General features: G+C 67.1%; 19 protein-coding genes. 15 read left to right on the top strand and 4 right to left on the bottom strand.

What is annotated here, in order from left to right; genetic code table 11:
* The first annotated feature begins 348 nt into the window (after positions 1 to 348).
* From VGI12_06435 to VGI12_06365, 15 genes are all read left to right on the top strand, one after another.
* Positions 349 to 1,455 carry a glycosyltransferase family 4 protein gene (locus tag VGI12_06435; protein ID HEY2432294.1) on the top strand — a complete coding sequence of 369 codons (1,107 nt, stop codon included), beginning with the start codon at positions 349 to 351 and terminating at the stop codon, positions 1,453 to 1,455.
* 134 nt (positions 1,456 to 1,589) lie between these two features.
* The gene (locus tag VGI12_06430; protein ID HEY2432293.1) at positions 1,590 to 3,674 is read left to right on the top strand and encodes an alginate lyase family protein; all 2,085 of its coding nucleotides are present in this window, start codon (positions 1,590 to 1,592) and stop codon (positions 3,672 to 3,674) included.
* On the top strand, positions 3,662 to 5,560 hold the full coding sequence (asnB, locus tag VGI12_06425) for an asparagine synthase (glutamine-hydrolyzing) (GenBank protein ID HEY2432292.1): 1,899 nt from the start codon (positions 3,662 to 3,664) through the stop codon (positions 5,558 to 5,560). The genes VGI12_06430 and asnB (VGI12_06425) overlap by 13 nt, the downstream gene beginning before the upstream one ends.
* Positions 5,561 to 5,639: 79 nt before the next feature.
* Complete coding sequence (locus VGI12_06420; GenBank protein ID HEY2432291.1) at positions 5,640 to 6,752, top strand: glycosyltransferase; 1,113 nt, start codon at positions 5,640 to 5,642, stop codon at positions 6,750 to 6,752.
* The gene (gene asnB / locus VGI12_06415) at positions 6,740 to 8,650 is read left to right on the top strand and encodes an asparagine synthase (glutamine-hydrolyzing) (GenBank protein ID HEY2432290.1); all 1,911 of its coding nucleotides are present in this window, start codon (positions 6,740 to 6,742) and stop codon (positions 8,648 to 8,650) included. The genes VGI12_06420 and asnB (VGI12_06415) overlap by 13 nt, the downstream gene beginning before the upstream one ends.
* Positions 8,651 to 10,627 carry an asparagine synthase (glutamine-hydrolyzing) gene (gene asnB / locus VGI12_06410; GenBank protein HEY2432289.1) on the top strand — a complete coding sequence of 659 codons (1,977 nt, stop codon included), beginning with the start codon at positions 8,651 to 8,653 and terminating at the stop codon, positions 10,625 to 10,627.
* Complete coding sequence (locus tag VGI12_06405) at positions 10,624 to 11,862, top strand: glycosyltransferase (protein HEY2432288.1); 1,239 nt, start codon at positions 10,624 to 10,626, stop codon at positions 11,860 to 11,862. Before asnB (VGI12_06410) ends, VGI12_06405 begins: the two co-directional genes overlap by 4 nt.
* A 68-nt stretch (positions 11,863 to 11,930) precedes the next feature.
* Entirely contained in the window at positions 11,931 to 13,241 is a 1,311-nt protein-coding gene (locus VGI12_06400) for a UDP-glucose/GDP-mannose dehydrogenase family protein (GenBank protein ID HEY2432287.1), read from the top strand.
* 23 nt (positions 13,242 to 13,264) lie between these two features.
* Positions 13,265 to 13,765 (top strand): SET domain-containing protein-lysine N-methyltransferase, encoded by a 501-nt coding sequence (locus VGI12_06395; GenBank protein HEY2432286.1) that lies wholly within the window; start codon positions 13,265 to 13,267, stop codon positions 13,763 to 13,765.
* On the top strand, positions 13,735 to 14,391 hold the full coding sequence (locus VGI12_06390; protein ID HEY2432285.1) for a YqiA/YcfP family alpha/beta fold hydrolase: 657 nt from the start codon (positions 13,735 to 13,737) through the stop codon (positions 14,389 to 14,391). The genes VGI12_06395 and VGI12_06390 overlap by 31 nt, the downstream gene beginning before the upstream one ends.
* Positions 14,392 to 14,426: 35 nt before the next feature.
* Positions 14,427 to 15,206 (top strand): DUF4097 family beta strand repeat-containing protein, encoded by a 780-nt coding sequence (locus tag VGI12_06385; protein HEY2432284.1) that lies wholly within the window; start codon positions 14,427 to 14,429, stop codon positions 15,204 to 15,206.
* Between the two features lie 24 nt (positions 15,207 to 15,230).
* On the top strand, positions 15,231 to 16,217 hold the full coding sequence (locus VGI12_06380) for a radical SAM protein (GenBank protein ID HEY2432283.1): 987 nt from the start codon (positions 15,231 to 15,233) through the stop codon (positions 16,215 to 16,217).
* Entirely contained in the window at positions 16,217 to 16,720 is a 504-nt protein-coding gene (locus VGI12_06375) for a YajQ family cyclic di-GMP-binding protein (protein HEY2432282.1), read from the top strand. The genes VGI12_06380 and VGI12_06375 overlap by 1 nt, the downstream gene beginning before the upstream one ends.
* A gap of 37 nt (positions 16,721 to 16,757) precedes the next feature.
* Entirely contained in the window at positions 16,758 to 17,369 is a 612-nt protein-coding gene (locus tag VGI12_06370; protein HEY2432281.1) for a hypothetical protein, read from the top strand.
* A gap of 15 nt (positions 17,370 to 17,384) precedes the next feature.
* Positions 17,385 to 18,275 (top strand): metallophosphoesterase, encoded by an 891-nt coding sequence (locus VGI12_06365; protein HEY2432280.1) that lies wholly within the window; start codon positions 17,385 to 17,387, stop codon positions 18,273 to 18,275.
* A 110-nt stretch (positions 18,276 to 18,385) separates the two neighbouring features.
* Here VGI12_06365 and VGI12_06360 read toward each other — a convergent pair whose 3' ends face one another.
* The 4 genes from VGI12_06360 to VGI12_06345 all read right to left on the bottom strand — a co-directional run.
* Complete coding sequence (locus tag VGI12_06360) at positions 18,386 to 19,246, bottom strand: phospholipase D-like domain-containing protein (protein ID HEY2432279.1); 861 nt, start codon at positions 19,244 to 19,246, stop codon at positions 18,386 to 18,388.
* Positions 19,243 to 19,869: an MgtC/SapB family protein gene (locus VGI12_06355; protein HEY2432278.1), complete on the bottom strand. Its 627-nt coding sequence runs from the start codon at positions 19,867 to 19,869 to the stop codon at positions 19,243 to 19,245. The genes VGI12_06360 and VGI12_06355 overlap by 4 nt, the downstream gene beginning before the upstream one ends.
* 146 nt (positions 19,870 to 20,015) lie before the next feature.
* Positions 20,016 to 20,945, bottom strand: a complete 930-nt coding sequence (locus VGI12_06350; protein ID HEY2432277.1) for a hypothetical protein — start codon at positions 20,943 to 20,945, stop codon at positions 20,016 to 20,018.
* Positions 20,946 to 21,028: 83 nt separating this feature from the next.
* Positions 21,029 to 23,373, bottom strand: a 2,345-nt coding sequence (locus VGI12_06345) for an OB-fold nucleic acid binding domain-containing protein (GenBank protein ID HEY2432276.1), incomplete at its 5' end; no start/stop codon positions are given.

The following is a 23,373-nucleotide window of genomic DNA, read 5'->3' as shown; positions in this document are numbered from 1 at the left end:
AGGCACACGGGCAACTGCGAACGACGAACTGTCTGAAGAAGCCGTGGTTGCGTTTGCCGTGTCAAGGCAAAGACGCGACCATGGGGGTACGGTGCTGAATCGTTCGAAAAACATGGATCCGCACAGAAAGCGGACTCAGCAGGCATGGGGATGACAACTCATCCGTTTCCATGAATTACACAGCTCAACAGCAATTTGCTCGGAATTTGACTATTACCTCGAATACGGCTGAGTAATAGATCCGATCACTGTTGAAGCTCTACAGCAACCGAGGCGAGCTGGACAAGGAGCGGTGTAGCGTAGACGGACAGATGCGAGCCGCGGCTCAGCCCTTGCAGAGCTCGGGGCGTGTCTCCGTCGCGCCTGAGAATCGCCATCGTCGCGCCGTCGATGGGCATTCTCGGCGGTCAAGCGGTGCAGGCGTCTCGGCTCCTGCGCGCCTGGCGCGACGATCCTGACGTCGTCGCGTGGCTGGTCCCCATCAACCCGCGACCCCGCGGCCGGCTGGCGAAGCTCACCAGCATCAAATACGTCCGGACGATTGTGACCGAACTCTGGTACTGGCCGCTGCTCCTGCGCGAGCTTCGCAAGGCCGACGTGGTTCATGTGTTCTCCGCGTCGTACACGTCGTTTCTGCTGGCGCCGCTCCCCGCCGTCCTGATCGCCAGGCTCCTCGGCAAGCCCGTCGTGATGAACTATCGAAGCGGAGAGGCACCGGACCATCTGCGCCGCTCGGCGATTGCGCGGGCGACGCTGCGGCGCGTCGACCGCAACGCCGTCCCCTCACGCTTCCTGCAGGGCGTGTTCGAAGGGTTCGGCATCCCCGCCCAGGTGATTCCCAACATCGTCGATCTCGAGCGGTTCCGGTTCCGCCGTCGCGATGGGCTGCGTCCCTGGGTGGTCTCGACGCGAAACTTCGAAGGGCTCTACAACCTGCCCTGTACGCTTCGTGCCTTCCAGCTCCTGCAGGCGCGGTATCCCGATGCGCGGTTGACGCTGGTCGGGGGCGGATCCCAGGAAAATGCGCTTCGTGCGCTCGCCACCGAGTTGAACCTGCGGCACGTGACCTTCACCGGGCGGGTCCCGCCCGATGACATCTGGCGCTTCTACGCAGACGCCGACATCTATCTGCAGACGCCGGATATCGACAACATGCCGACTTCGGTGCTCGAGGCGTACGCAAGCGGGTGCCCCGTGGTGTCGACGAACGCCGGCGGTGTGCCGGCGATCCTCAGTAACGGCGAGAACGGCCTGCTCGTCCCTTGCGACGATCATCGAGCCGCGGCCGACGCCATGGCGCGACTGCTCGAAGAGCCCGGGCTCGCGCAGCGATTGACCGAGGCGGCTTTCGAGGGATGCGCGCGTTATCAGTGGCCGCCGGTGCGCGGACAGTGGCTCGATCTCTATCACGGCGTCGCCGGCCACCGGCTCGCCCCCGCTGTCACCACGGCATGAACCCGGCGTCGGCGCTGGCGCGGGCACGCCGGATGAGCGGCGAGGAACTGCGTTTTCGGGCCTTCTGCGAAACCAGGAAGGCGATGGGCCGAATCAGGTTCGCCGCTGCCCGTCCGGCATGGCGCCGCTCCGACTTGACGCGAATCCTTCAGCCGGCCGCCGGATCGCTCGCCGGCGAGGCGCATCGAGCGGCGCGCGCCGGCGACTACCTCGCCGCGCACCAAGCGCTCGGCCGCCATTTCGCGACGCGCGGTCGGCGCTGGCCGGTCGCCGCGGCCAGCCGCGCGGAACTCGTCGACGCCATCCGGCTGCGCTTCCCCGACGCCGCCGGCGACGCGTGTCGGCGTGCGGACGCTGTCCTCAACGGCCGCTACGACCTGCTCGGCTATCGCGAACTTCTCGTCGGGCGCACGCCCGCGTGGCACACCGATGTCGTCCACGGCCGTACGGCGCCGCGCGGCTACTGGGCCGACGTCCCATACCTCGATCCGCAGTCGGGCGATCACAAGGTGATCTGGGAAGTGAACCGGCACCAGCACTTCCTGCTGCTGGGCGCGGCCTCCTGGCTGTCGGATCGGACGGAATATCGGAGAGCCTTCGTGCGTCAGCTCCAGGACTGGCTGCGCGCCAATCCCCCGCTCGACGGCGTCAACTGGGCGAGCATGCTGGAGCTCGCGTTTCGGATGTTGTCGTGGACATGGGCTGTCGAGTTCTTCTGCAGAGACACCGAGTCGGATGAGACGCCATGGCTGGTCGACCTGCTGGTCGCGCTCGATCGTCAGCTCGTCCATGTCGAGCAGAATCTCTCGATCTACTTCAGCCCGAACACGCACATCAGCGGCGAAGCGCTGGCGCTCTACGCCGTCTCGCGCGCCTTCCCGGAGCTTGGCGCGAGCGCCCGGCGCGAGGCGCTCGGCCGACGCTTGCTCGGCCGCGAGGCAGGCGCACAGATTCGCGCCGACGGCGGACATGCCGAGCTGTCCAGCCATTACCACCGTTACTCGACCGACTTCTATCTGCTGGCCAATCTGGTGTCGCGCGCGATCGACGACGGAGACGGATCGTTCGAGGCCCCTCTGCGCGCGCAGGCCGCATACCTTCGCACCATCGCCGACGAGCGTGGCCTCCTGCCCCACACGGGCGACGAGGATGGCGGTCAACTGTTCCGGTTCGGCGGCGCCGCGGCGGACGACGCCTCGCCGACGCTCGCCGCCGCTGCCGCGGTCCTCGCCGATCCCGCGCTCGCGGTCGGCCAGGCCACGCCTGACGTGTACTGGATTCTTGGCGCCGCGCCGCCCGCCACCCCCGCGCACGCGGCGGCCTGGCCCTCGCGGACGCTGGCTGACACGGGCTACGTCGTTTTCCGTCGGCCGGAAGGCCGCGGTCATCTGGTGTTCGACGCCGGTCCGCACGGATTTCTCAACGGCGGACACGCACACGCCGACGCGCTGTCGATGGTGCTGACCGTCGCGGGTCATCCGCTCCTCGTCGATGCGGGCATGCCGACCTACACGATGGATCCCGATACGCGCGATCGATTCCGGGCGCCCGAGATACACAACACGGTAACGATCGACGGCCACTCGTACGCGCGGCCGCGTGGCGCGTTCCACTGGGCGCAATCCGCGGACGCCCGCCTGCTCACCGCCACTCTCGATCCGGGGCGCGAGTTCGCCGTCGGCCTGCATGTCGGTTACGGATTCCCGATCGTCCGCATGGTGATCGCGGTCGCCGATGCCGGCTGGCTCGTCGTGGACTACGCGGCCCTGCCGCGTCCGGCGCGAATCGAGACGCATTGGCATCTCCACCCGGAGTGGTCGGCGCTTCCCTGTCCAGCCGGGTTCCGGCTGACCCATGTGTCTGGCCTCGGCCTGACCCTCGCGACCACCGCCTCGCTGCGGATGATTTCCACCACAGACTCGTGGTCGCCGGCCTACGGTTGCATCGAGGCCGCGATCGAGCTGCGCGCCTGCGAGGACGCCGCCACCGAGACGGCGCTCGGCACGTTCGTGCCGGTGCGGGTCGCCGACGGCGAGCGGACCGTCAGCCTGGCATCCCGGACGTGCAAGGAAGGACGAACCGTGTTCGTCTTCGAAATCGACGGCAACGACGCGTGGCAGGTCGCCGTGACGGTTCCCCCGATGCCGGAAGCTCTGCGGCCCGGCAGTGGCTGGCCTCAGCCGTGCATTGAGCCGCGCCGTACCATATGTGTGGAATAGCCGGATTCGTCGACACCGACGCCAGCCGCAAGCCCGATCTGAACCTCGTCCACCGCATGTGCGAGGCTATCCGGCACCGCGGGCCCGACGACGAGGGCATTCACGTCGAGGCCGGGGCTGCCCTCGGCATGCGCCGGCTCAGCATCATCGATCTCGCTGGGGGCCATCAGCCCATCCACAACGAGACGCAGACCGTGCGCGTCGTCTTCAATGGCGAGATCTACAACTACCGCGAGCTGCGCGCCCAGCTGGAGTCGTACGGGCATCGGTTCTACACATCGAGCGATACCGAGACCATCGTCCACGCCTACGAGCAATGGGGTGACGACGTGTTCCGCCGGCTGCGCGGGATGTTCGGCATCGCCATCTGGGATCAGTCCACGCGCACCCTGCTGCTCGGGCGCGACCGCGCCGGACAGAAGCCGCTGCACTTCGCCGAACGAAACGGCCGCCTGTACTTCGCGAGCGAGATCAAGTCGCTGCTGGCCGCGCGCGCTGTCGAGCCGCGGCTGAACGTCGAGGCGCTCGATCACTACCTCGCCTTTCTCTACGCCCCGCGCGACGGCTCGATGTTCGAGGGCATCCGCAAGCTGCCCCCGGGGCACCTGCTGAAGTGGCGCGACGGCCGCATCGAGGTGCGTCGGTACTGGCAGATATCGGCCGACGAGAGCTTCGCTGGCACCGAAGCCGACGCCGTCGCGGCGCTCGGCGACGTCCTCCAGGACGCCGTCCGTTCGCACCTGATCAGCGACGTGCCGCTCGGCGCGTTCCTGTCGGGGGGCGTCGACTCGTCGGCGGTCGTCGGCATGATGGCGCGCGCAACCGCCTCCAGCGGACGCCCGGTCAAGACCTTCTCGATCGGTTTCGATGATCCGGCTTTCGACGAGCTCGAGTACGCGCGGCTTGTGGCCACGCACTTCGGCACCGAGCACCACGAATTCGTCGTGCGTCCAGACGGGCTGACCATTCTCGACGATCTGATCTCGCATTTCGACGAGCCCTTCGCCGACTCGTCTGCCATCCCGACGTGGTACGTCTCGGAGATGGCGCGTCGTCACGTCACGGTCGTGCTCTCGGGTGACGGTGGTGACGAGCTGTTCGGCGGCTACGATCGCTATCTGCCCCATCCGCGCGTGGCGCAGTTCGATCGGCTGGCATTCCCAGGCGTCCGCGCCGCGGCCGGGCTCGCCTGGCCCTGGCTGCCGCATGGCGCCACCGGCAAGAACTTCCTGCGTCACGTCGCCAAGGACGCCGCCGGACGCTATCTCGACTCGATAGGGTTCTTCCATCAGGACGAGCGCGCGTCACTCTATTCGGCAGATCTGCGGCAGGCCGCCGTACTGCAGGCGGAAAACCGCCTCGCGCGGCACTTCGATCGATTCGCGGCGCTGCCGCACGACAGCCGGATAATGCGCTTCGACTTCGAGACCTATCTGCCCGAGGACGTCCTGACCAAGGTCGATCGCATGAGCATGGCGCACTCGATCGAATCGCGGGTGCCCCTGCTCGACAACGAGGTGATCGACTTCGCGGCAACGCTGCCCGCCCGCTTCAAGATCAGCCACGGGCGTCGCAAGCACGTCCTCAAGGAAACGCTCAAGACGATGCTGCCCGAGCCCATCCTGTCGCGACGCAAGCAGGGATTCGGCATTCCGCTCGGCACCTGGTTCCGAGGCGGCCTCACCGGGCTGTTTGCCGACGTGCTCGACGCCCCGCGCACGCGGCAGCGCGGCTATTTCGACCCCGCGTTCGTCGCACGCCTGCTGCGCGAACACCTGGCGGGACGCGACCACACTTTGCGGCTCTGGCAGCTGCTGGTGTTCGAACTCTGGCATCGCCAGTATCTCGACGTGCCGGTCAGCAGTCCCGCTGCCAGCGTCGGGTAACACTTTTCCCACTCTGCTCGCCATCTGGCGGCCGGCGGCGTGGCACCTCGCTTGCTCAGTTGGCAAACGGTTGAGAAAAGTGGAGCACAGACACCCAATACGGGTAGCCGTCTTCCTTACGAGTTTCCATCCCGGGGGCACCGAACGGCAGATGACCGAGCTCATCCGACGGTTCGATTCCGAACGCGTCGACGTCAAGGTCGGCTGCTTTCATCCGGAGGGGGCATGGCTGCCGCGCGTCGAAGAGAAGGCGGCCGTCACCGCCTTCCCGATCCGCGGCTTTGCGCGCCCGGCCACCCTCGCGCAGGCCGCGCTGTTCGTGCGCTGGTGCCGGCGGCACCGCATCCAGGTCGTGCAGGCCTGTGACTTGTACGCGAACGTCTTCGCATTGCCGGCCGCGGCGCTTGCCGGCGTGCCGGTGCGCGTCGGCAGCCGGCGCGAGCTGAACCCCGATAAGACGGGAGGACAGATCGCGCTGCAGCGTCACGCCTACCGCTGCGCGCAGGCAATCGTCGCGAATTCGAGCGCCGCGAAAAGCGAGCTCGAGCGCGAGGGGGTGCCGGCCGGTCGCATCCACGTCATCCCCAACGGAGTACTGCCGGCCGGCAACGTCAGGGAGACGCGGCCCGTCCGGACCATTCTGACCGTCGCCAATCTGCGGCGCGAGAAGGCGCACGAGATCCTGCTGCAATCGGCCGCTCTCCTGGCCGCGTCGCATCCGGACCTGCGATATCTCGTCGCCGGCGACGGTCCGCGCGCCGCCGAGCTCGGCGCGCTGGCCCGCGCGCTGCGCATCGAGGACCGCGTCGAGTTCCTCGGACATGTCGACGACGTGCCGGCGCTGCTCGCGCGGGCGGACGTGTTCGCCCTCCCCTCGCGATCCGAGGCGTTTCCGAACGCCGCCATGGAAGCCATGGCTGCCGGGCTGCCGGTCGTCGCCAGCGCCGTCGGCGGGCTTCTCGATCTCATCGATCACGGCCGCACCGGGCTGCTGGTCCCCGTGGACGACGCCGGCGCGCTCGCCGCGGCGATCGAACGGCTGGCGCTGGCGCCCGATCGCGCGCGGCACATCGGCGCGGCGGCACAGGAAGACATGGTCACCCGGTATTCGTTCGACCGCATGGTCCACTCGTTCGAGGAGCTCTATCTGACCCAGCTCGCGCTGCCGGCGGCGGAACCATGTGCGGCATAGCCGGACGATTCAACTACGACCCGATGCGTCCGGTCGACCGCCTGACGCTCGAGGCGATGACCGACGCCGTCGCGCACCGCGGGCCTGATGCCGCGGGCTATCACGTCGCCCCCGGCATCGGGCTGGGACACCGTCGCCTGAGCATCATCGATCTCACGACCGGCGACCAGCCGCTGTCGAACGAGACGGGAACGGTGTGGACGGTCTTCAACGGCGAAATCTACAACTTCGCCGAGGTGCGCGCGGAGCTGATCGCGCGCGGCCATCGCTTCAAGACCGGCTCCGACACGGAAGTCATCGTCCACGGCTACGAAGAATGGGGCGAGCGGTCGGTCGAGCGGTTTCGCGGCATGTTCGCGTACGCCGTATGGGACGCTGCGAAGCGGCGGCTGGTCCTGGCGCGCGACCGCGTCGGCGTGAAGCCGCTGTACTACGCAGAGCTGCCGGGCCGCGGCGTTGTCTTCGGCTCGGAGCTGAAGTCGCTGCTCGAAGACCCTGAAGTGCCACGGGAGTGGCGCGCCGACGCAATCGACGCGTTCCTGACGCTGCTCTACATCCCTGCGCCGGCGACGATCTACCGCGGCATCCACAAGCTCGAACCGGGACACGTGCTGGTGGCCGAGAACGGCGCCGTGCGAACCTTCCGCTACTGGGATCTCACCTTCACCGGCGACGGCGATGCCGCTCGCGAGGACGAGTATCTCGAACGGCTCGACGCGCTGCTGGCGGAGTCGGTGGCGCTGCGCCAGATCGCCGACGTGCCGCTCGGCGCGTTCCTGTCGGGCGGGATCGACTCCAGCGCGGTCGCCGCCTATATGGTCGAGAGCGGCGGACGGCGGCCGGTGACGATTTCGGTCGGCTTCGACGAAGGCCGCTATGACGAGCTCGCGCACGCGCGGCGCGTCGCCGAACACCTCGGCTGCGAGTTCCACCCGCGCACTGTCACCCCCGACATCGTCTCTCTGCTGCCGAAGCTGGCGTGGCACTTCGACGAGCCCTTCGCCGACTCGTCGGCGGTGCCGACCTACTACGTATCGAAGGCGGCCCGTGAACTGGTGACGGTCGCCTTGTCGGGCGATGGCGGCGACGAACTGTGGGCCGGCTACAAGCGCCACCGCGTCGAGCACTGGGAGCAGCGCGCTCGTACCGCGTTCGGTTCGGCCGGCGCGGCGGCTGCCGCGCTCGGGCGGGCGCTGCCGCTCTCGATCAAGGGGGCCCGCGCGCTCCGCCACCTCGGCGCGGCACCCGGGCAGGCCTACGCGCTCAAGCACGCCTACGGGATGTTCGAACCCGACGCCAAGCGCCGGCTCTATTCCGGCGACTTCGCCGCCGCGGTGCGCGGCGCCGACCCGTTCGCGGCCTTCCGCGACATCTATGACCGCTGCGGCTCGCTCGACCCGATCGATCGCGGGCTCTACGTCGACGTCCACACCTACATGGTCGACGACATCCTGACCAAGGTCGATCGCATGAGCATGGCGGTCTCGCTCGAAGCGCGCGATCCGCTCCTCGATCACCGGCTGCTCGAATTCGCCGCCACGGTCCCCTCGTCGCTCAAGATCCGCCATGGACGCGGCAAGTATCTGCTGCGCAAAGTGCTCGAGCGGCGTCTGCCGCCCGAGATCCTCGCGCGCGGCAAACAGGGGTTCGAGGCGCCGATCGGCGAATGGCTGCGCGGCCCGCTCGCCCCGATGACCGAGGCGCTGCTGACCGACGGCCGGCTGCGCGGCCGCGGCGTCTTCGACGACCGCGAGGTGACACGCCTCTGGCGCGAACACCGCAGCGGCCATGCCGATCACCGTCACCGACTGTGGCAGCTCATCATGCTCGAGCTCTGGTTCCGGCAGTTCATCGATCAGGCGCCGGCGGCGCGCGCCCCCTACGCGGAGGCCATCTAGATGTGCGGGATCGCCGGCATCGTCGCCTCCGACAGTCGGGATCGGCTCACGGCCGACGAGCAAGCCCGTCTCGGTGCGATGCGCGACATCATCACCCATCGCGGCCCTGACGATGCCGGGACGTATTGCGACGGCGTGGCCGGACTCGCCCACCGCCGCCTGAGCATCGTCGACCTCGCCGCCGGCCATCAGCCGCTCGCCAACGAGGACGGCTCGATCTGGGTGGTCTTCAACGGCGAGATCTACAACCACGCCGAGATACGATCCGAGCTCGAAGCGCGCGGCCACGTCTACCGGACGCGAAGCGACACCGAGACGATCGTCCATGCCTACGAGCAGTGGGGCGACGGCTGCGTCGAGCGGTTCCGCGGCATGTTCGCGTTGGCGCTGTGGGATGCGCCACGAAGGCGTCTACTGCTCGTGCGCGATCGCCTCGGCATCAAGCCGCTCTACTGGGCGATGCGGCAGGGGCGGCTGCTGTTTGGATCCGAGATCAAGGCGCTGCTCGCGAGCGGTCTCGTCCGCGCCGAGGCGAACGAGCAGGCGGTGCCAGAACTGCTCGGAAGCCGCTACGTGTCGGGCACCGAGACGCTGTTCCGAGGCGTGAACCGTCTCCTGCCCGGTCACCTGCTGGTGCTCGAGAACGGCCACGCCACGACCCGGCAGTGGTGGGACGTGCCGACCGGCCGGCGAACGGCGGAGATCGCCGCGCTGTCGGATGGCGCGGCCGTCGCCGAATTCCGGCGCCGGCTCGAGGAGGCGGTACGGACCCGCCTGATGGCGGACGTGCCGCTCGGCATGTTCCTGTCGGGAGGCATCGACTCGAGCGCGATCGCGGCGCTGATGGCCGGGATGATCGATCGGCCGCTCGAGACGTTCTCCGTCGCGTTCAAACAGCACGCCTACAGCGAACTGCATTTCGCGCGCACGGTGGCGACGGCGATCAAGGCCACGTCACACGAAATCGTCATCGACGAGCGCGATTTCTTCGGGGCGCTGCCGCGGCTGGTGTGGCACGAGGACGAGCCGATCGCGCACCCGTCGAGCGTCCCCCTCTACTTCGTCTCGAAGCTTGCGAGCGAGCACGTCAAGGTCGTGTTGACCGGCGAGGGCAGCGACGAGCTGCTCGCCGGCTATGGCAAGTATCCGCGCGCGCTCGCCAACTGGCGGGCCGGCGCGATCTGGCAGCTCGCGCCGGCAGTGCTGAGGGATTTCGTCGCGCAGCGCGTCGTCCCGCGCCTCGGAGGACGGGCCGGGCGCTACGCGGCCCGATCGTTCCTGGCGATGCCGCGGACGCCAGAAGCGATGTTCTTCGACAACTTCGCGTCGATCGGCCTGCGCCGCCAGGCGGCGCTGCTCGCGCCTCGGCTGGCGCCGCTCGCGACCGCCAGTGTCTACACGGCGTCGCGCGCCTATTTCGATCGCCCCAACGGCCACAGCAGCACGCTGGATCGTCTGCTCTACGCCGACCTCAAGACCTACCTCGTCGAGTTGCTGATGAAGCAGGACCAGATGAGCATGGCGGCGTCGATCGAGAGCCGCGTCCCGTTTCTCGATCACCACCTCGTCGAGTTCGCGGCGCAACTGCCGGCGCGGCTGAAGCTGCGCGGCCTGACGACGAAATGGATTCTGCGCGAAGCGGTGAAGCCGCTGCTGCCCGCCGCAATCCTGACGCGCCGCAAGATGGGGTTCCCGGTGCCATTCGGGATCTGGCTGCGCGGCCGAGGTGCCGGGCTGGCGCGCGACGTTCTGCTCGACACGCGTGCGCGGCAGCGCGGACTCACCGACCCCGCTGCGGTTGCGGCGCTCATCGACGGCCATGCCGACGGCACCCTCGACGGCGGCGACGCGCTGTGGGCCCTGATGAATCTCGAACTCTGGTATCGGACATTCGTCGACGGCGACGGCGTGCAGACGCTGCCGGTTCCGTCGGTCGTGCCGGAGGACGCCGCCGCCGATCTGAGGGCGACCGCATGAAGCTGCTCTGGTTGAATGCCGGCCTGCTGCTCCCGCTCGACAAGGGGGGAAAGCTGCGGACGTGGCACGTCATGCGTCATCTGGCCGCCCGCCACGACATCCACTACCTCTCGTTTGCGGACGAGTCCCAGACGGAGGCCGACCGCGAGGGCATGCGCGAGGTCTGCAGCCGGCTCGAGACCGTACCGCGCAGCGATGCGGCCAAGGGCACCTGGCGCTTCTACGCCGACGCAGCACGCTATCTCGTGAATCCCGCGCCGTATGCGGTCGCGAAGTATCGATCCGGCGCGTATCGCGATCGGCTCGACCGGCTGCTCGCGACGGAGCGCTACGACGCCGTCGTCTGCGATTTCCTGGTGCCGGTCGTCAACCTGCCGCAGCGGCTGCCGTGTCCGTCAATCCTGTTCACGCACAACGTCGAGGCGGAGATCTGGCGCCGTCACGTCGAGAACGCGCGCAACCCGGTGGCGAAGGCGGCGCTCACCCGGCAGTGGCGGCGTATGGAGCGGTTCGAACGCGATGCGCTGTCGCGCTTCGACCTCGTCCTCGCGGTGTCGGAGGCCGACGGCCGCACGTTCGAGCGGCTCTATCCGGGCGCGCTCGGCGCGCCGGCGCATGTCGTGCAGACCGGCGTCGACACCAGCTACTTCACCCCGCCGACCGACCCGGCCCTGCCAGCGCACATGGTGTTCACCGGTTCGATGGACTGGCTGCCCAACGAAGACGGGATGACTTATTTCTGTCGCGAGATCCTTCCGCGCATCCGCCAGGCCGAGCCTGCCGCCACGCTGAGCATCGTCGGCCGCGCGCCGACCCCCGCGGTGCAGCGGCTGGCGGAATTGCCCGGCGTCGAGGTCACCGGGCGAGTCGAGGACGTGCGTCCCCATGTCGCGCGGGCGGCGGTGTACGTCGTGCCGCTCCGGATCGGCGGCGGCACGCGGCTGAAGATCTTCGAGGCCATGGCGATGGCCAGGGCCGTCGTGTCGACGACCGTGGGCGCCGAGGGGCTGCCGGTGACCGGCGGACGCGACATCGAGATCGCCGACGAACCCGCACGCTTCGCGCAAGCGGTCGTCCGGCTGATGCGGGACGCCGAGATCCGGCGCGGCGTGGAAGCCGCCGGCCGCCGCCTGGTCGTCGAGCGCTATGACTGGTCGGCGGTGGCGCACGATTTCGAGCGGGCTCTGTTCGAGACCGCACACAAGCATCCGGTGGCCGAGCGAGCCATCGCGTAAAGCGGAGCCTAGGTTCCGCCTGCATTGGTGGCCGGGTCTTTCGACCCGGCGTGGAGGGTACCGTGAACGTGTCAGTGTTTGGACTCGGATACGTCGGCAGCGTCTCGGCCGCGTGCTTCGCCGAAGACGGCCATTCGGTGGTCGGCGTCGACGTCGCCGCCGCCAAGGTCGCGGCGATCAACGAGGGCCGCAGCCCGATCGTCGAGAAAGGGCTCGACGAGCTGATTCAGCAGAATGCGGCGAACGGACGGCTGCGCGCGACTACCGACACGGCCGATGCGATCCGGGAGACCGACCTCTCGCTCATCTGTGTCGGCACTCCGAGCCGCCGGAACGGCAGCCTCGACCTGACCTATCTCGAACGGGTGGCCGAGCAGATCGGCAGCGCGCTCGCCGACAAGGACCGTTATCACGTCGTGGTCGTCCGCAGCACGGTTCTGCCGGGAACGACGCACGAGGTGGTGATCCCGGCGCTCGAGCGAACGTCGGGCAAGAAGTACGGCACCGGCTTCGGCGTCTCGGTCAATCCCGAGTTCCTCCGCGAAGGCACCGCGATCCACGATTTCCGCCATCCGCCGCTGACGCTGATCGGACACAACTACCAGTCGGACGCGAACCCGACCAAGGCGCTCTACGCGAAGGTCGAGTCGCCGATCGAGACGACGACCATCCGCACAGCCGAGATGATGAAGTACGCGAGCAATACCTGGCACGCGCTCAAGGTGACGTTCGCCAACGAGATCGGCAACGTCTGCAAGCGCGTCGGCATCGACAGCCATGAAGTGATGACGATCTTCTGCAAGGACGACAAATTGAATCTGTCGTCCTACTACATGAAGCCCGGATTCGCGTTCGGGGGTTCCTGCCTGCCGAAGGACGTCCGCGCGCTGCAGTACCGCGCCAAGGAAGTCGACCTCGAGATGCCGGTCATCCAGTCGATCCTGGCGAGCAACCAGCTGCAGATCCAGCACGCAATCGATCAGGTCGTCGACACCGGCCGCAAGCGCATCGGCCTGCTCGGCTTCTCGTTCAAGGCCGGCACCGACGACCTGCGCGAGAGTCCGATCGTCATCCTCGCCGAGGCGCTGCTCGGCAAGGGCTACTCGCTTTGCATCTACGACCGCAACGTGTCGATCGCCCGTCTGGTCGGAGCCAACAAGGACTACATCAACACCCAGATCCCGCACCTGTCGTCGCTGCTGACTGAAAGCCTCGACGAACTGCTCGACGTCTCCGAGGTGATCGTCGTCGGCAACCAGGCCCCGGAATTCGCCGACGCTCTGGCCCGCACACGTCCCGATCACATCGTGCTCGACCTGGTACGCGTCCGCACGCCGCGCGAAGCCATCGCCGCCGACTATCGGGGAATCTGCTGGTGAATTGGAAATGTGGAGATGTGGAAATGTGGAAATGTGGAGATGTCAGGGATCTGGTACGCTCGTTCCACATTCCCACATTCCCACATTCCCACATCTCCACATTTTCACATCTCCACATTTCCACATTCTTTGTGATTGAAAAACGGCGCTCCACGATCTCCGGCTGGGGGGTCTTCGCCACCAGGTCGATTTCCAAGAACACGCGCATCGTCGACTACGCCGGCGAGAAGATCGACAATCGCGAAAGCCTGAAGCGCGAGGGACGCTACCTCAAACAGGGGCACATCTGGTGCTTCAAGCTGAACCGGCTGTACGTACGTGACGCGGCGGTCGGGGGCAACATCGCCCGCTACATCAACCATGCGTGCCGCCCCAACTGCTATACGCAGGTGGTCGGCGACACGATCTGGATCCGCGCGGCCCGCAACATCCGAAGAGGCGAGGAACTGAGCTACGATTATTCGACCGACGGCGACGGCAATATTCAGTGCCGGTGCCGCCCGGGTTGTCAGACGCGCTTTTGATCGTCTATCTGCACGGCTTCGCTTCTTCGAGTCACTCCGGCAAGGCGACCTATCTCGGGGCGCGGTTGCGCGCGCGCGGGTTCGACGTCGCCATTCCGGATCTCAACCTGCCAGACTTCTCCACCCTGACGGTCACGCGGATGCTCGACCAGACGCGCGCGATCGTCGAACAGGCAGCCGGACCGGTGACCATCGTCGGCTCGAGTCTCGGGGGCTTTGTCGCGGTGCAGGCGGCGGCGGCGTGGCCGGAGCGGGTCGAACGCCTCGTCCTGCTGGCGCCGGCGCTCGATTTCTCGGAGGAGGGCGTGAGCGGACCGCAAGGCGCCGATCTGGTGCAATGGCAGCGCGACGGGGCGATCGCTGTGTTTCACTACGGCTACGGCCGCATGCTGCCGATTCACTACGGGCTCTACGAAGACGCCCGACGCTATGACGCAATGCACGCCGAGGTGCGCATGCCAATTCTCGCGTTCCAGGGCCGCCGCGACACTGCCGTCAATCCAGCGATGGTCGAGCGGTGGGCCGCGGCGCGGCCGAACGTGGAGCTGCACATGCTCGACGACGACCATCAGCTCGGCGGTTCGATGCCGTTCATCTCTGAGACGATCGACCGTTTCCTGCCATAGGCAACCCGGTCGGCCCGGCCGCCGTCTAAGGCCGCATGCAGCGAATTGTTCGTCTCGCCTCCACGGCCGCTCTGACACTGATCGCGCTGCCACTGGCCGTCTCGGCCCAGGACTTCAATTGGCATGGCGCGGTGGCGCAGGGACAGACCATTGAGATCAAAGGGGTCAACGGTGATGTCAGCGCCGAGCCCTCTGGCGGCAACGACGTCGAGGTCACCGCCGTGAAACGCGCGCGGCACGACGATCCAGCCGGCGTGCGCATCGACGTCGTCCCGCACGCAGGCGGCGTGACGATTTGCGCCGTCTACCCGACCCCTGCTGGCCGGCAGCCCAACGAGTGCCGGCCCGGCAGCGAGGGGCGGATGAACGTCCAGAACAACGACGTCACCGTGCACTTCGTGGTGCACGTGCCCGCGGGTGTTGCGCTCACCGGCCGGACGGTCAACGGCGCCATCGAGGCGACGCGGCTCAACGGCGACGTCGACCTGACGAGCGTGAACGGCTCGATCGTTTTCTCGACGACCGGCGTCGGGCGCGCCCAGACCGTCAACGGATCGATCACCGGCGAGATGGGACGCGCCGACTGGAGCGATCGCCTGGCGATGGCGACGGTCAACGGCGGCATCACGCTGACGCTGCCGGCGTCGCTCAGCACGGAGTTGCACGCCTCGACGGTGAACGGCGGCATCGAGACCGATTTTCCGATCACCACTTCCAAGGTGGATCGACGGCGGCTGGACGGGACGATCGGCGGTGGTGGACGCACGCTGTCGCTCGAGAGCGTGAACGGCGGTATCGCGATCAAGCGAGAGTAGGGCAATTCATGTAAGATCACGATGATGGAAGGCATCATCACCGCGTGGGGAAAGATCCTCCGGGGCTATCATCCGTCGCTCTCGATCGAAATCACGCGGGAGTGTCCGCTGCGCTGCCCGGGCTGCTATGCCTACGGCAGTGAACACCTGGGCGGCGACATCAACCTGCGTCAGGTCACCGACTACAAGGGACAGGAACTGATCGATCGGGTGCTGGCGCTGGTCGAAGCCGAACAGCCGATTCATGTGTCGATCGTCGGCGGCGAACCGCTCGTCCGCTTCCGCGAACTGGACACGATCCTGCCCGCGCTCGCCGCGAAGGGCATCTACACACAGCTCGTGACGAGCGCGGTGCGGCCGATTCCCGAGCAGTGGGCCGCCATCCGCCGCCTCCAGCTCGTCGTGTCGATCGACGGCCTGCAGCCGGAGCACGACGCGCGCCGGACGCCTGCCACCTACGATCGCATTCTCAAGCACATCGCCGGACACAAGGTCACGGTGCACTGCACGGTGACGCGGCAGCAGGTGCAGCGCGACGGCTACCTCGACGACTTCGTGAAGTTCTGGTCCGCCAATCCGAACGTCGCTCAGCTCTGGTTCAGCCTCTACACGCCGCAGGTCGGTGAGGTCGCGCCGGAAATCCTCACCCCGGACGATCGCCAGCGGGTGATCGCCGCGCTGATGTCGCTCCGGGTGCGGTACCCGAAGATCGGGATGCCGGAGGGGCTGGTCAAGCAGTACGCCACCCCGCCGACGACCCCTGAGGAGTGCGTCTTCGCGTTGACGACGAGCTGCGTGTCGGCCGACTTCGAGCGGCGCATCACGCCGTGCCAGTTCGGCGGCAACCCCGATTGCTCGCAGTGCGGCTGCATCGCCTCGGCGGGGTTGAAAGCCGTCGGCGCGCACCGGCTGGCCGGCGGCATCCGGGTCGGCGCGATCTTCGAGACCTCCGTCAAGATCGGCAAGCGCCTTCGCGATCGTCGGGAACGAGACCGCGAGCAGGTCGCCTGATGGCGCAGGCGGCGTCGTTCGACGTCACGTCGACGGTCGACCTGCAGGAAGTCGACAACGCGGTCAACCAGGCGAAGAAAGAACTGGCGCAGCGCTACGATTTCAAGGGCTCTCGCGCCGCGATCGACCTCAACAAGGCCGAGAACACCATCCTCCTCACCGCCGACGACGACTTCAAGATGACCGCGGTGTGGGAGATCCTGCAGACGCGCATGGTTCGCCGCGGCGTGCCGACCAAGAACCTGACACTCGAGGAGGCCGAACGCGGGACCAACGACACGGTGCGGCGCGTCGTCAAGCTGCAGCAAGGCATTCCCACCGAGGCGGCCAAGGAGATGATCCGGGTCCTCAAGGAGCGGAAGCTGAAGAAGGTGACCGCGGCGATCATGAGCGATCAGGTGCGCGTCACCTCCCCCTCCAAGGACGAGCTGCAGGAAGCGATGCGCGTGCTGCGCGAGCACGACTTCGGCTGCGCGCTGCAGTTCGGGAATTATCGAGGCTGACAGCTCAACCGGCCCTGCACTTGCATAGACTCAGGTCATGCGAATGCTGCTCGCGCTGACGCTGGGCCTGGCGCCGTTCCAACAGACGCCGCCGCCGACGCCCCAGACCCCGCCGAGTAAACACGTGCCGACCGTCTCGCCCCAGAAGCGCGAGAACCCCAGCGACGTCAACGCCGACATCATCAAGGCCTTCGTCCGCCGCGTCGATACCTACGTCGCGCTGCACAAGAAGCTCGAAGCGACGCTACCGCCGCTTCCGAAGCAGACCGACCCCACCGTCATCGACCACCACGAGCGCGCGCTCGCCACGCTGATCCAGAACGCGCGTCGGGGGGCGAAGCAGGGGGACCTCTTCGACGCGCAGATGCAGGACCTCGTCCGCCGACTTCTGCAGCCGATCTTCGCCGGCACCGACGGCGCGCACGTCCGCACCGAGATCCTGGACAACGAGTACAAGGGAGACGTCAAGCTGTCGCCCAACGGCCGTTACCCCGACGAGATCCCGGTATCGACGGTACCGCCGCAGGTGCTGCAGCACTTGCCGAAGCTGCCAGAGGAAATGGAATACCGGTTCGTCCGCCAGAACCTCATCCTGTTCGACCCGCACGCCCACGTCATCCCGGACTGGGTCCCGATGGCGTTCAAGTAGAGGAGTGCGGATCGCATGACACTACGCCGCCACCCTCGCTGGTCGTCCCTTGCGTGCTCGCTTGCGCTGCTGTTGCTCCTCCGGGCGGGCGGCCACGCCCAGGCGCAGGCGCAGGCGCAGGTCCAGCTGCCCAACAAACCCAACACGCTGCACTTCGCCGTCATCGGCGACAACGGTACCGGCGATCGCGAGCAATACGAGATCGGCCAGCGGATGCTCGAGTGGTATCAGCGCTTCACGTTCCCGCTCGTGGTGATGATGGGCGACAACATCTACGGCGCCGACCGGCCGCAGGACTACACCAAGAAGTTCGAAGCGCCGTACAAGGGTCTGCTCGACGCCGGCGTCAAGTTCTATGCGTCGCTCGGCAACCACGACTCGCGCGAGCAACGCTACTACAAGAACTTCAACATGGAAGGGAAGGTCTACTACTCCTTCAAGGCGCCGAAGGAGGACGTCCGGTTCTTCGCGCTCGAGAGCGCCTATATGGATCCCGATCAGGTGAAATGGATCGACGATCAGCTGCAGCACTCGACCGAAGGCTGGAAGATCGTCTACTTTCACCATCCGCTCTATTCGTCGGGCAAGACCCACGGCTCGCAGGTCAAGCTTCGCCAGGTGCTCGAACCGCTGTTCATCCGCGGCAAGGTGAGCCTCGTCCTCAACGGGCACGATCACATCTACGAGCGAATCAAGCCGCAGAACGGCATCCCCTACTTCGTCGAAGGCTCTTCGGGACAACTGCGCGAAGGGGACATCCGCAGAGGTACCGGCCTGACTGCGTTCGGCGACGATCGTCAGCAGACGTTCATGCTCATGGAGGTGGATGGCGACACGCTCACCTTCAACACCATCGGGCTGAATGGGAACGTCATCGACTCGGGAACCATCCAGCGCCGGAAGTAGCGCCGCGGCGGCAGGATCTTGGCGAGCGAGCCGCCCGAGCAGAGCGAGCCGGCGCCGCGGCGAGCGAGCGACGGCGATGGGGAGTCCGAGGGGCAACGCCCCTCGGATGATCACGACGCTTTCGCGACTTTCTTGCCGCTTGCCTTCCAGTCGCTCTCGAACGTCGCGATCATCTTGCGGACGATGGCCGTGTTCTTGACGATGATTCCGACCTCACGCCGGCCTTCGAGTTCGAGCTTGCGCAGGCTCTGGCTGCCGATGAACGCTTCGCAGCCGTCGCGCATGATCGCGCGGACGTGCAGGCGCAGCGGCGACAGCCGCCGCACCTTGACCGACCTGATGTCTTTCTCGAGGGCGCCGATGATCCGGATCTCGACGCCGTCGGCGGCGCGATCGGCGAGCACCTTCTGGATGGCGTTGTCGCTGACCTGCGCGTCGTAGATCAGCAACTGCTTGCGTGCGCCCTTGACGAAGGCGGTGAGCAGCGGACGCGACGTCTCAGGACTGACGACCAGGCGTGCATGGTTCGCCTCGTAGTTCTTTCGCAGCGCGTCGGACTCGAACAGGTGCATTGCCTCGGCCACCAGTCGCGTGTCGCGGGTGACGATGCCGAAGCTGCGGCTCTTGTCGATGTCGAGCTTGGTGTAGTTGAACCCGTAGACGTGCAGGCTGCGGTTGTCGATCACCATCATCTTGCCGTGGTACCGGGTCAGGTCATCGGCGGTGCGGGCGACGGTCGCGCCGCACTCGAGCAGCCGCATCTCGAGCTTGCGCAGCGTCTTGTCCCCCCCCTTGTTGGTATGGGCGATGAGCGCCCGCACCTTCACCCCGCGGGTGACCGCGGCCTTCAGCGCCTTTTCCACTTCGACCCGGTCGAAGCGGAAAATCATGATGTCGATGAACTTCTTGGCGCGGTCGATGGCCCTGACGACGGGCGCAACGCCATCTGCCGGCTCGATGATCAGCTTCACTTGGCCTTGGCCTTCTTGTCTGTCCACTCGATCGAGGCGTGCCCGTCAGGATCGAGCTTCAGCAGGGCCGTGGTGATGCGATCGCGATCGACTTCGAGCGGCACGTTCGCCTCGTAGCTGACTTCCCCGTCGGAGGAGGTCAGCAGCGCGAAGTCTACATTATGTCGGTGCAGGATCGCCTCGATTGGCTTGCACCGGCCGTCAGTGTCGTCCCCCATCTTGATCGACAGCGTGTAGAGCCGGCGCCCCTCTGGCTCGAACGATTCGATCGCCCACAGGGTGGCGAGAATGAAGGCCGCCGAGAGCACCGCCATCACATACTGGCCGACTCCCGATGCGAGCCCGACCGCCAGCGTCGTCAGCATGACGCCGGCATCCTTCGGATCGTCGACCTTGGCGCGATACCGCACGAGACCCGCCGCGCCGACCACGCCGAAGGCGCGCGCCAGATTGGTGCCGACCACCAGCATCACCACCGCCCCGACGATCGCCAAGATGATCTGGGTCTGGATCACCGCCGGCTGCCGCGGCGGAGTGCCGCGCCGCCGCGGGCGAATCGCGAGGAGCGTGCCGAGCAGCGCCGCCAGCGGCAGGCGTATGCCCGCGTGGCGGACCTCGTCCATCATGGTCGGAGCCTCGCCGCGATCTCCCTGATCCGACAGAGACAGGTCTTGCGGGTCATCCTTGTGTTTTTGGGCGGCGGCGCCCGACGGTGCGGCGACCAAGACCGCCAGTGCCAGGAACCACGGAACCACACGCATACGGGTGCTCATCGTCCGACTGCCAGTCCTTCCTCGATTTTCTGTTTGAAGCGACGGATGAAACGCGCGGCAACCGGGGCCGCGTAGCCGCCGGCGCGAAACGCGTCCTGCCACTGCCGATCCGTCAGGCGCTGTAGACGCGCGGAGATCCAGTGCACGTCCTCGGGCGTGATCCGCTCGAGGAGCACGCCGTGGCGGCCGTGCCAGTCGAAGCGGACGTAGTGGCCGTCGAGGCCAGTGATGAACGGCGTCTCGTCGAAGACGGCGGCATCGCCGCGCGGCGCGTCGATGACGCCGGTGCGGCCAAACGACTGTCCGAGATCGCGGGCCACGTACCAGCGGGACGCGCCCTCGAACGGACTCGACAGCCGGTAGACGACGTTCTGCTCGTCTTTGAGGTCGGAATTATCGAGCATCGCCATCAGCACGAGCAGCGCGTTCATCGGACGCGTGCCGACGAACGGGCCGTGATAGTACGACCACGATTTGCCGGCGTCGAGACCATGGAGCGCGGGTTTGTTCTCACGAAAGCGCCCCGGCAGCTGCGGGTTCGGATCGTCCGACCCTTCGGCGTTCCATCGACCCACATAGTAGATCGGGGGTTGATGATAGCCGACCCCCCAGAGGATGCGCGAGGCCACGACCTCGGTCGGCGCCTCGGGCGGCAGCTTGACGCTCCACTGGCGGCCGCCTGGATCCTGCGCGGTGAATCCCATGCTGAATCCGGCGCGCTTGGTGTCGAGGATCTTATAGGTGGCCGACGGCTCCGGCTGGAGACGGCGGCCGCCGACGCCCCACAAGAGATCTCGCCCGGGTTCGGGTTCGACCCACAGCTCAGTCAGCTGCGCCGGCGTGGGGGGCGCCTTCGGCGGCCGGGGTGTCGGATGACGCGCCGTCGACGTCACCACCGCAAGCAGCAGAAGCGGGTACGTCCTCATGCCTGCCTGCGAGTCTGCAAGGGGGGGGCCAGCTCAACGGGGTGAGGCCGTCGGAGTTACCGGCCGGCGGATGTCTCGCCTCCTCACCGGAAATCGTGTGAATCCATCTGCGGATCGCGCCCGCCGAGCCGGTGCAGGCGCTCGGCCTTGACCGACGTCACCCCTTCCTGAATCTGCAGCGTGCCCTCGACAATCAGATACGGCTCGCCGATCGTCGCGCGCTGCTCGGAATAGAGATCGGGGCGCACGATGATGTTGGCGATGCCGGTCTCGTCTTCGAGCGTGAGGAACACGAATCCCTTCGCCGTGCCGGGACGCTGGCGCGTGATCACCGCGCCGGCGACGCGGACGCGGCGGCCATGGCGTCCTGCCGGCAGGTCGCGCGCGCGCAGCACGCCGCGCTGCGCCAGCTCGCCGCGCCGCAGCGACATCGGGTGCGGCCCGATCGTCAGGCCGGTACCCGCGTAGTCGGCGAGCAGGCGCTCCGGGATCGTCATTGGCGTGAGTGGCGAGGAAGCTGGTGGCCGGGCGTCGGAGACCGGAGGTTGGGGGAAGGGTGAGGGGTGGGAAATGACATCGCCGGCGTCCGCGAAGAGCTCGCCGGCGGGCCGCACGGCCTGTTCCACCTGCCACAACGCCGTGCGGCGATCGAAGCCGAACGCGTTGAGCGCGCCGATTTCCGCGAGCGTCGCCACTTCGTCACGCCGCAGCCCGCATCGGCGGATCAGCTGATCGAGCGTCTCGAAACGCGGCTGCGTGGGGGTCTGATGATCGATGGGCGATGGACGATGACCGATGGACGTCGTTACCGGCAGCGTCCACAAATGCGAGCAGACGTTACAGAATCCTTCGTAGGTGTGCAGCGTTTCAAGCATTGAGCGATCGTCATTGCCGCACTTGGGACACCGCAGGTCATCCAACCTGCATCGGCTATCGGCTATCGGACCTCGAGTGTCGGAGGCCGCAGCAGCGACGGCCCCGGCGGCCGCCATCGCCTCCGCCGATTCCCGCCGCAACCCGTTCACGTACATCAGCCCCAGGCGCACGCGGCCGTCGACCTCGACGCGGCACGCCCAGTCCGACACCTGTACGTCGATCGGCGCGAAGCGGACGCCATGCCGCTGCGCATCCTTCACCAGCGTCGACGCATGGTAGAAGCCCATCGGCTGGTTGTTGAGCAGCGCCGTGTAGAACGCGGCCGGAAAGTGCGCTTTCAGATACGCGCTCGCATAGACCAGCAACGCGAAGCTGGCGGCGTGCGACTCGGGGAACCCGTACAGCGCGAACGAGGTAATCGAGCGCAGGATCTCTTCCTGCGCCCCGCCGGTAATCCCCTTCCGCTCCATGCCGGCGCGCAGCTTCCCTTCGATCTGCTGCATGCGCTTTTCCGATCGCTTGAACCCGAACGCGCGGCGCAGTTCCTCGGCCTCGCCGCCGCTGAACCCCGCCGCCACCATCGCCATCCGCAGCAGCTGCTCCTGGAAGAGCGGGACGCCGAGCGTCCGCGCGAGAATCGGCTCGAGCGACGGGTGCGGATAGGCGACCGGCTCGTCGCCGCGCCGCCGCTTCAGGTAGGGATGCACCATGTTGCCGACGATCGGGCCCGGACGGATGATCGCCACCTCGACGACGATGTCGTAGAACGTCTTCGGCTGCAGCCGCGGCAGCGTCGCCATCTGCGCCCGCGACTCGACCTGGAAGATGCCGATCGTGTCGGCTTCCTGCAGCATGCGGTAGACGGCCGGATCGTCCGGGGGCAGGTGCGCGAGATCGAGCGCCGACGGCCGATGGTCGATGGTCGAGGTCCGAGAATCCTGCTCGGTCATCGGGACTCGGGACTCGGCCGCGTTCACCACTTCCAGCGCGTCCTGCAGCACCGCCATCATGCCGAGGCCGAGCAGATCCACCTTGACGATCCCCATGTCGGCGCAGTCGTCCTTGTCCCACTGGATGACGACGCGGTCGGGCATCGAGGCATTTTCGAGCGGCACGACTTCGTCGAGCCGCCCCTGGCAGATCACCATGCCGCCGGAATGCTGGCCGAGATGGCGCGGCAGATCCTGGATCTGCCGCCACAGCGCGCCGAACTGGTGGATCGCCGGATCGGCGGCGTCGACGCCGATCGACGCCAGGTTCCGGCCCAGCGTCTCGCTCGGATCGACGAACTCGAAGTGCCCCATCACCTTCGCCAGCCGGTCGATCGTGTCCAGGTCGATCGACAGCGCCTTCCCCACTTCGCGCGCGGCGCTGCGGCCGCGGTAGGTGATGACGTTGGCGGTCATCGCGGCGCCGAGACGGCCGTACTTTTCGTACACGTACTGAATCACCCGCTCGCGCCGGTCGCCGCTCGGCAGATCGAGATCGATGTCGGGCCACTCGCCGCGCTCCTCGGAGAGGAAACGCTCGAACAACAGGTCCATCGCCACCG

The organism is Vicinamibacterales bacterium (assembly GCA_036496585.1).
Taxonomy (GTDB): Bacteria; Acidobacteriota; Vicinamibacteria; order Vicinamibacterales; family 2-12-FULL-66-21; genus JAICSD01.
This window is presented reverse-complemented; position numbering and strand designations above follow the sequence as displayed.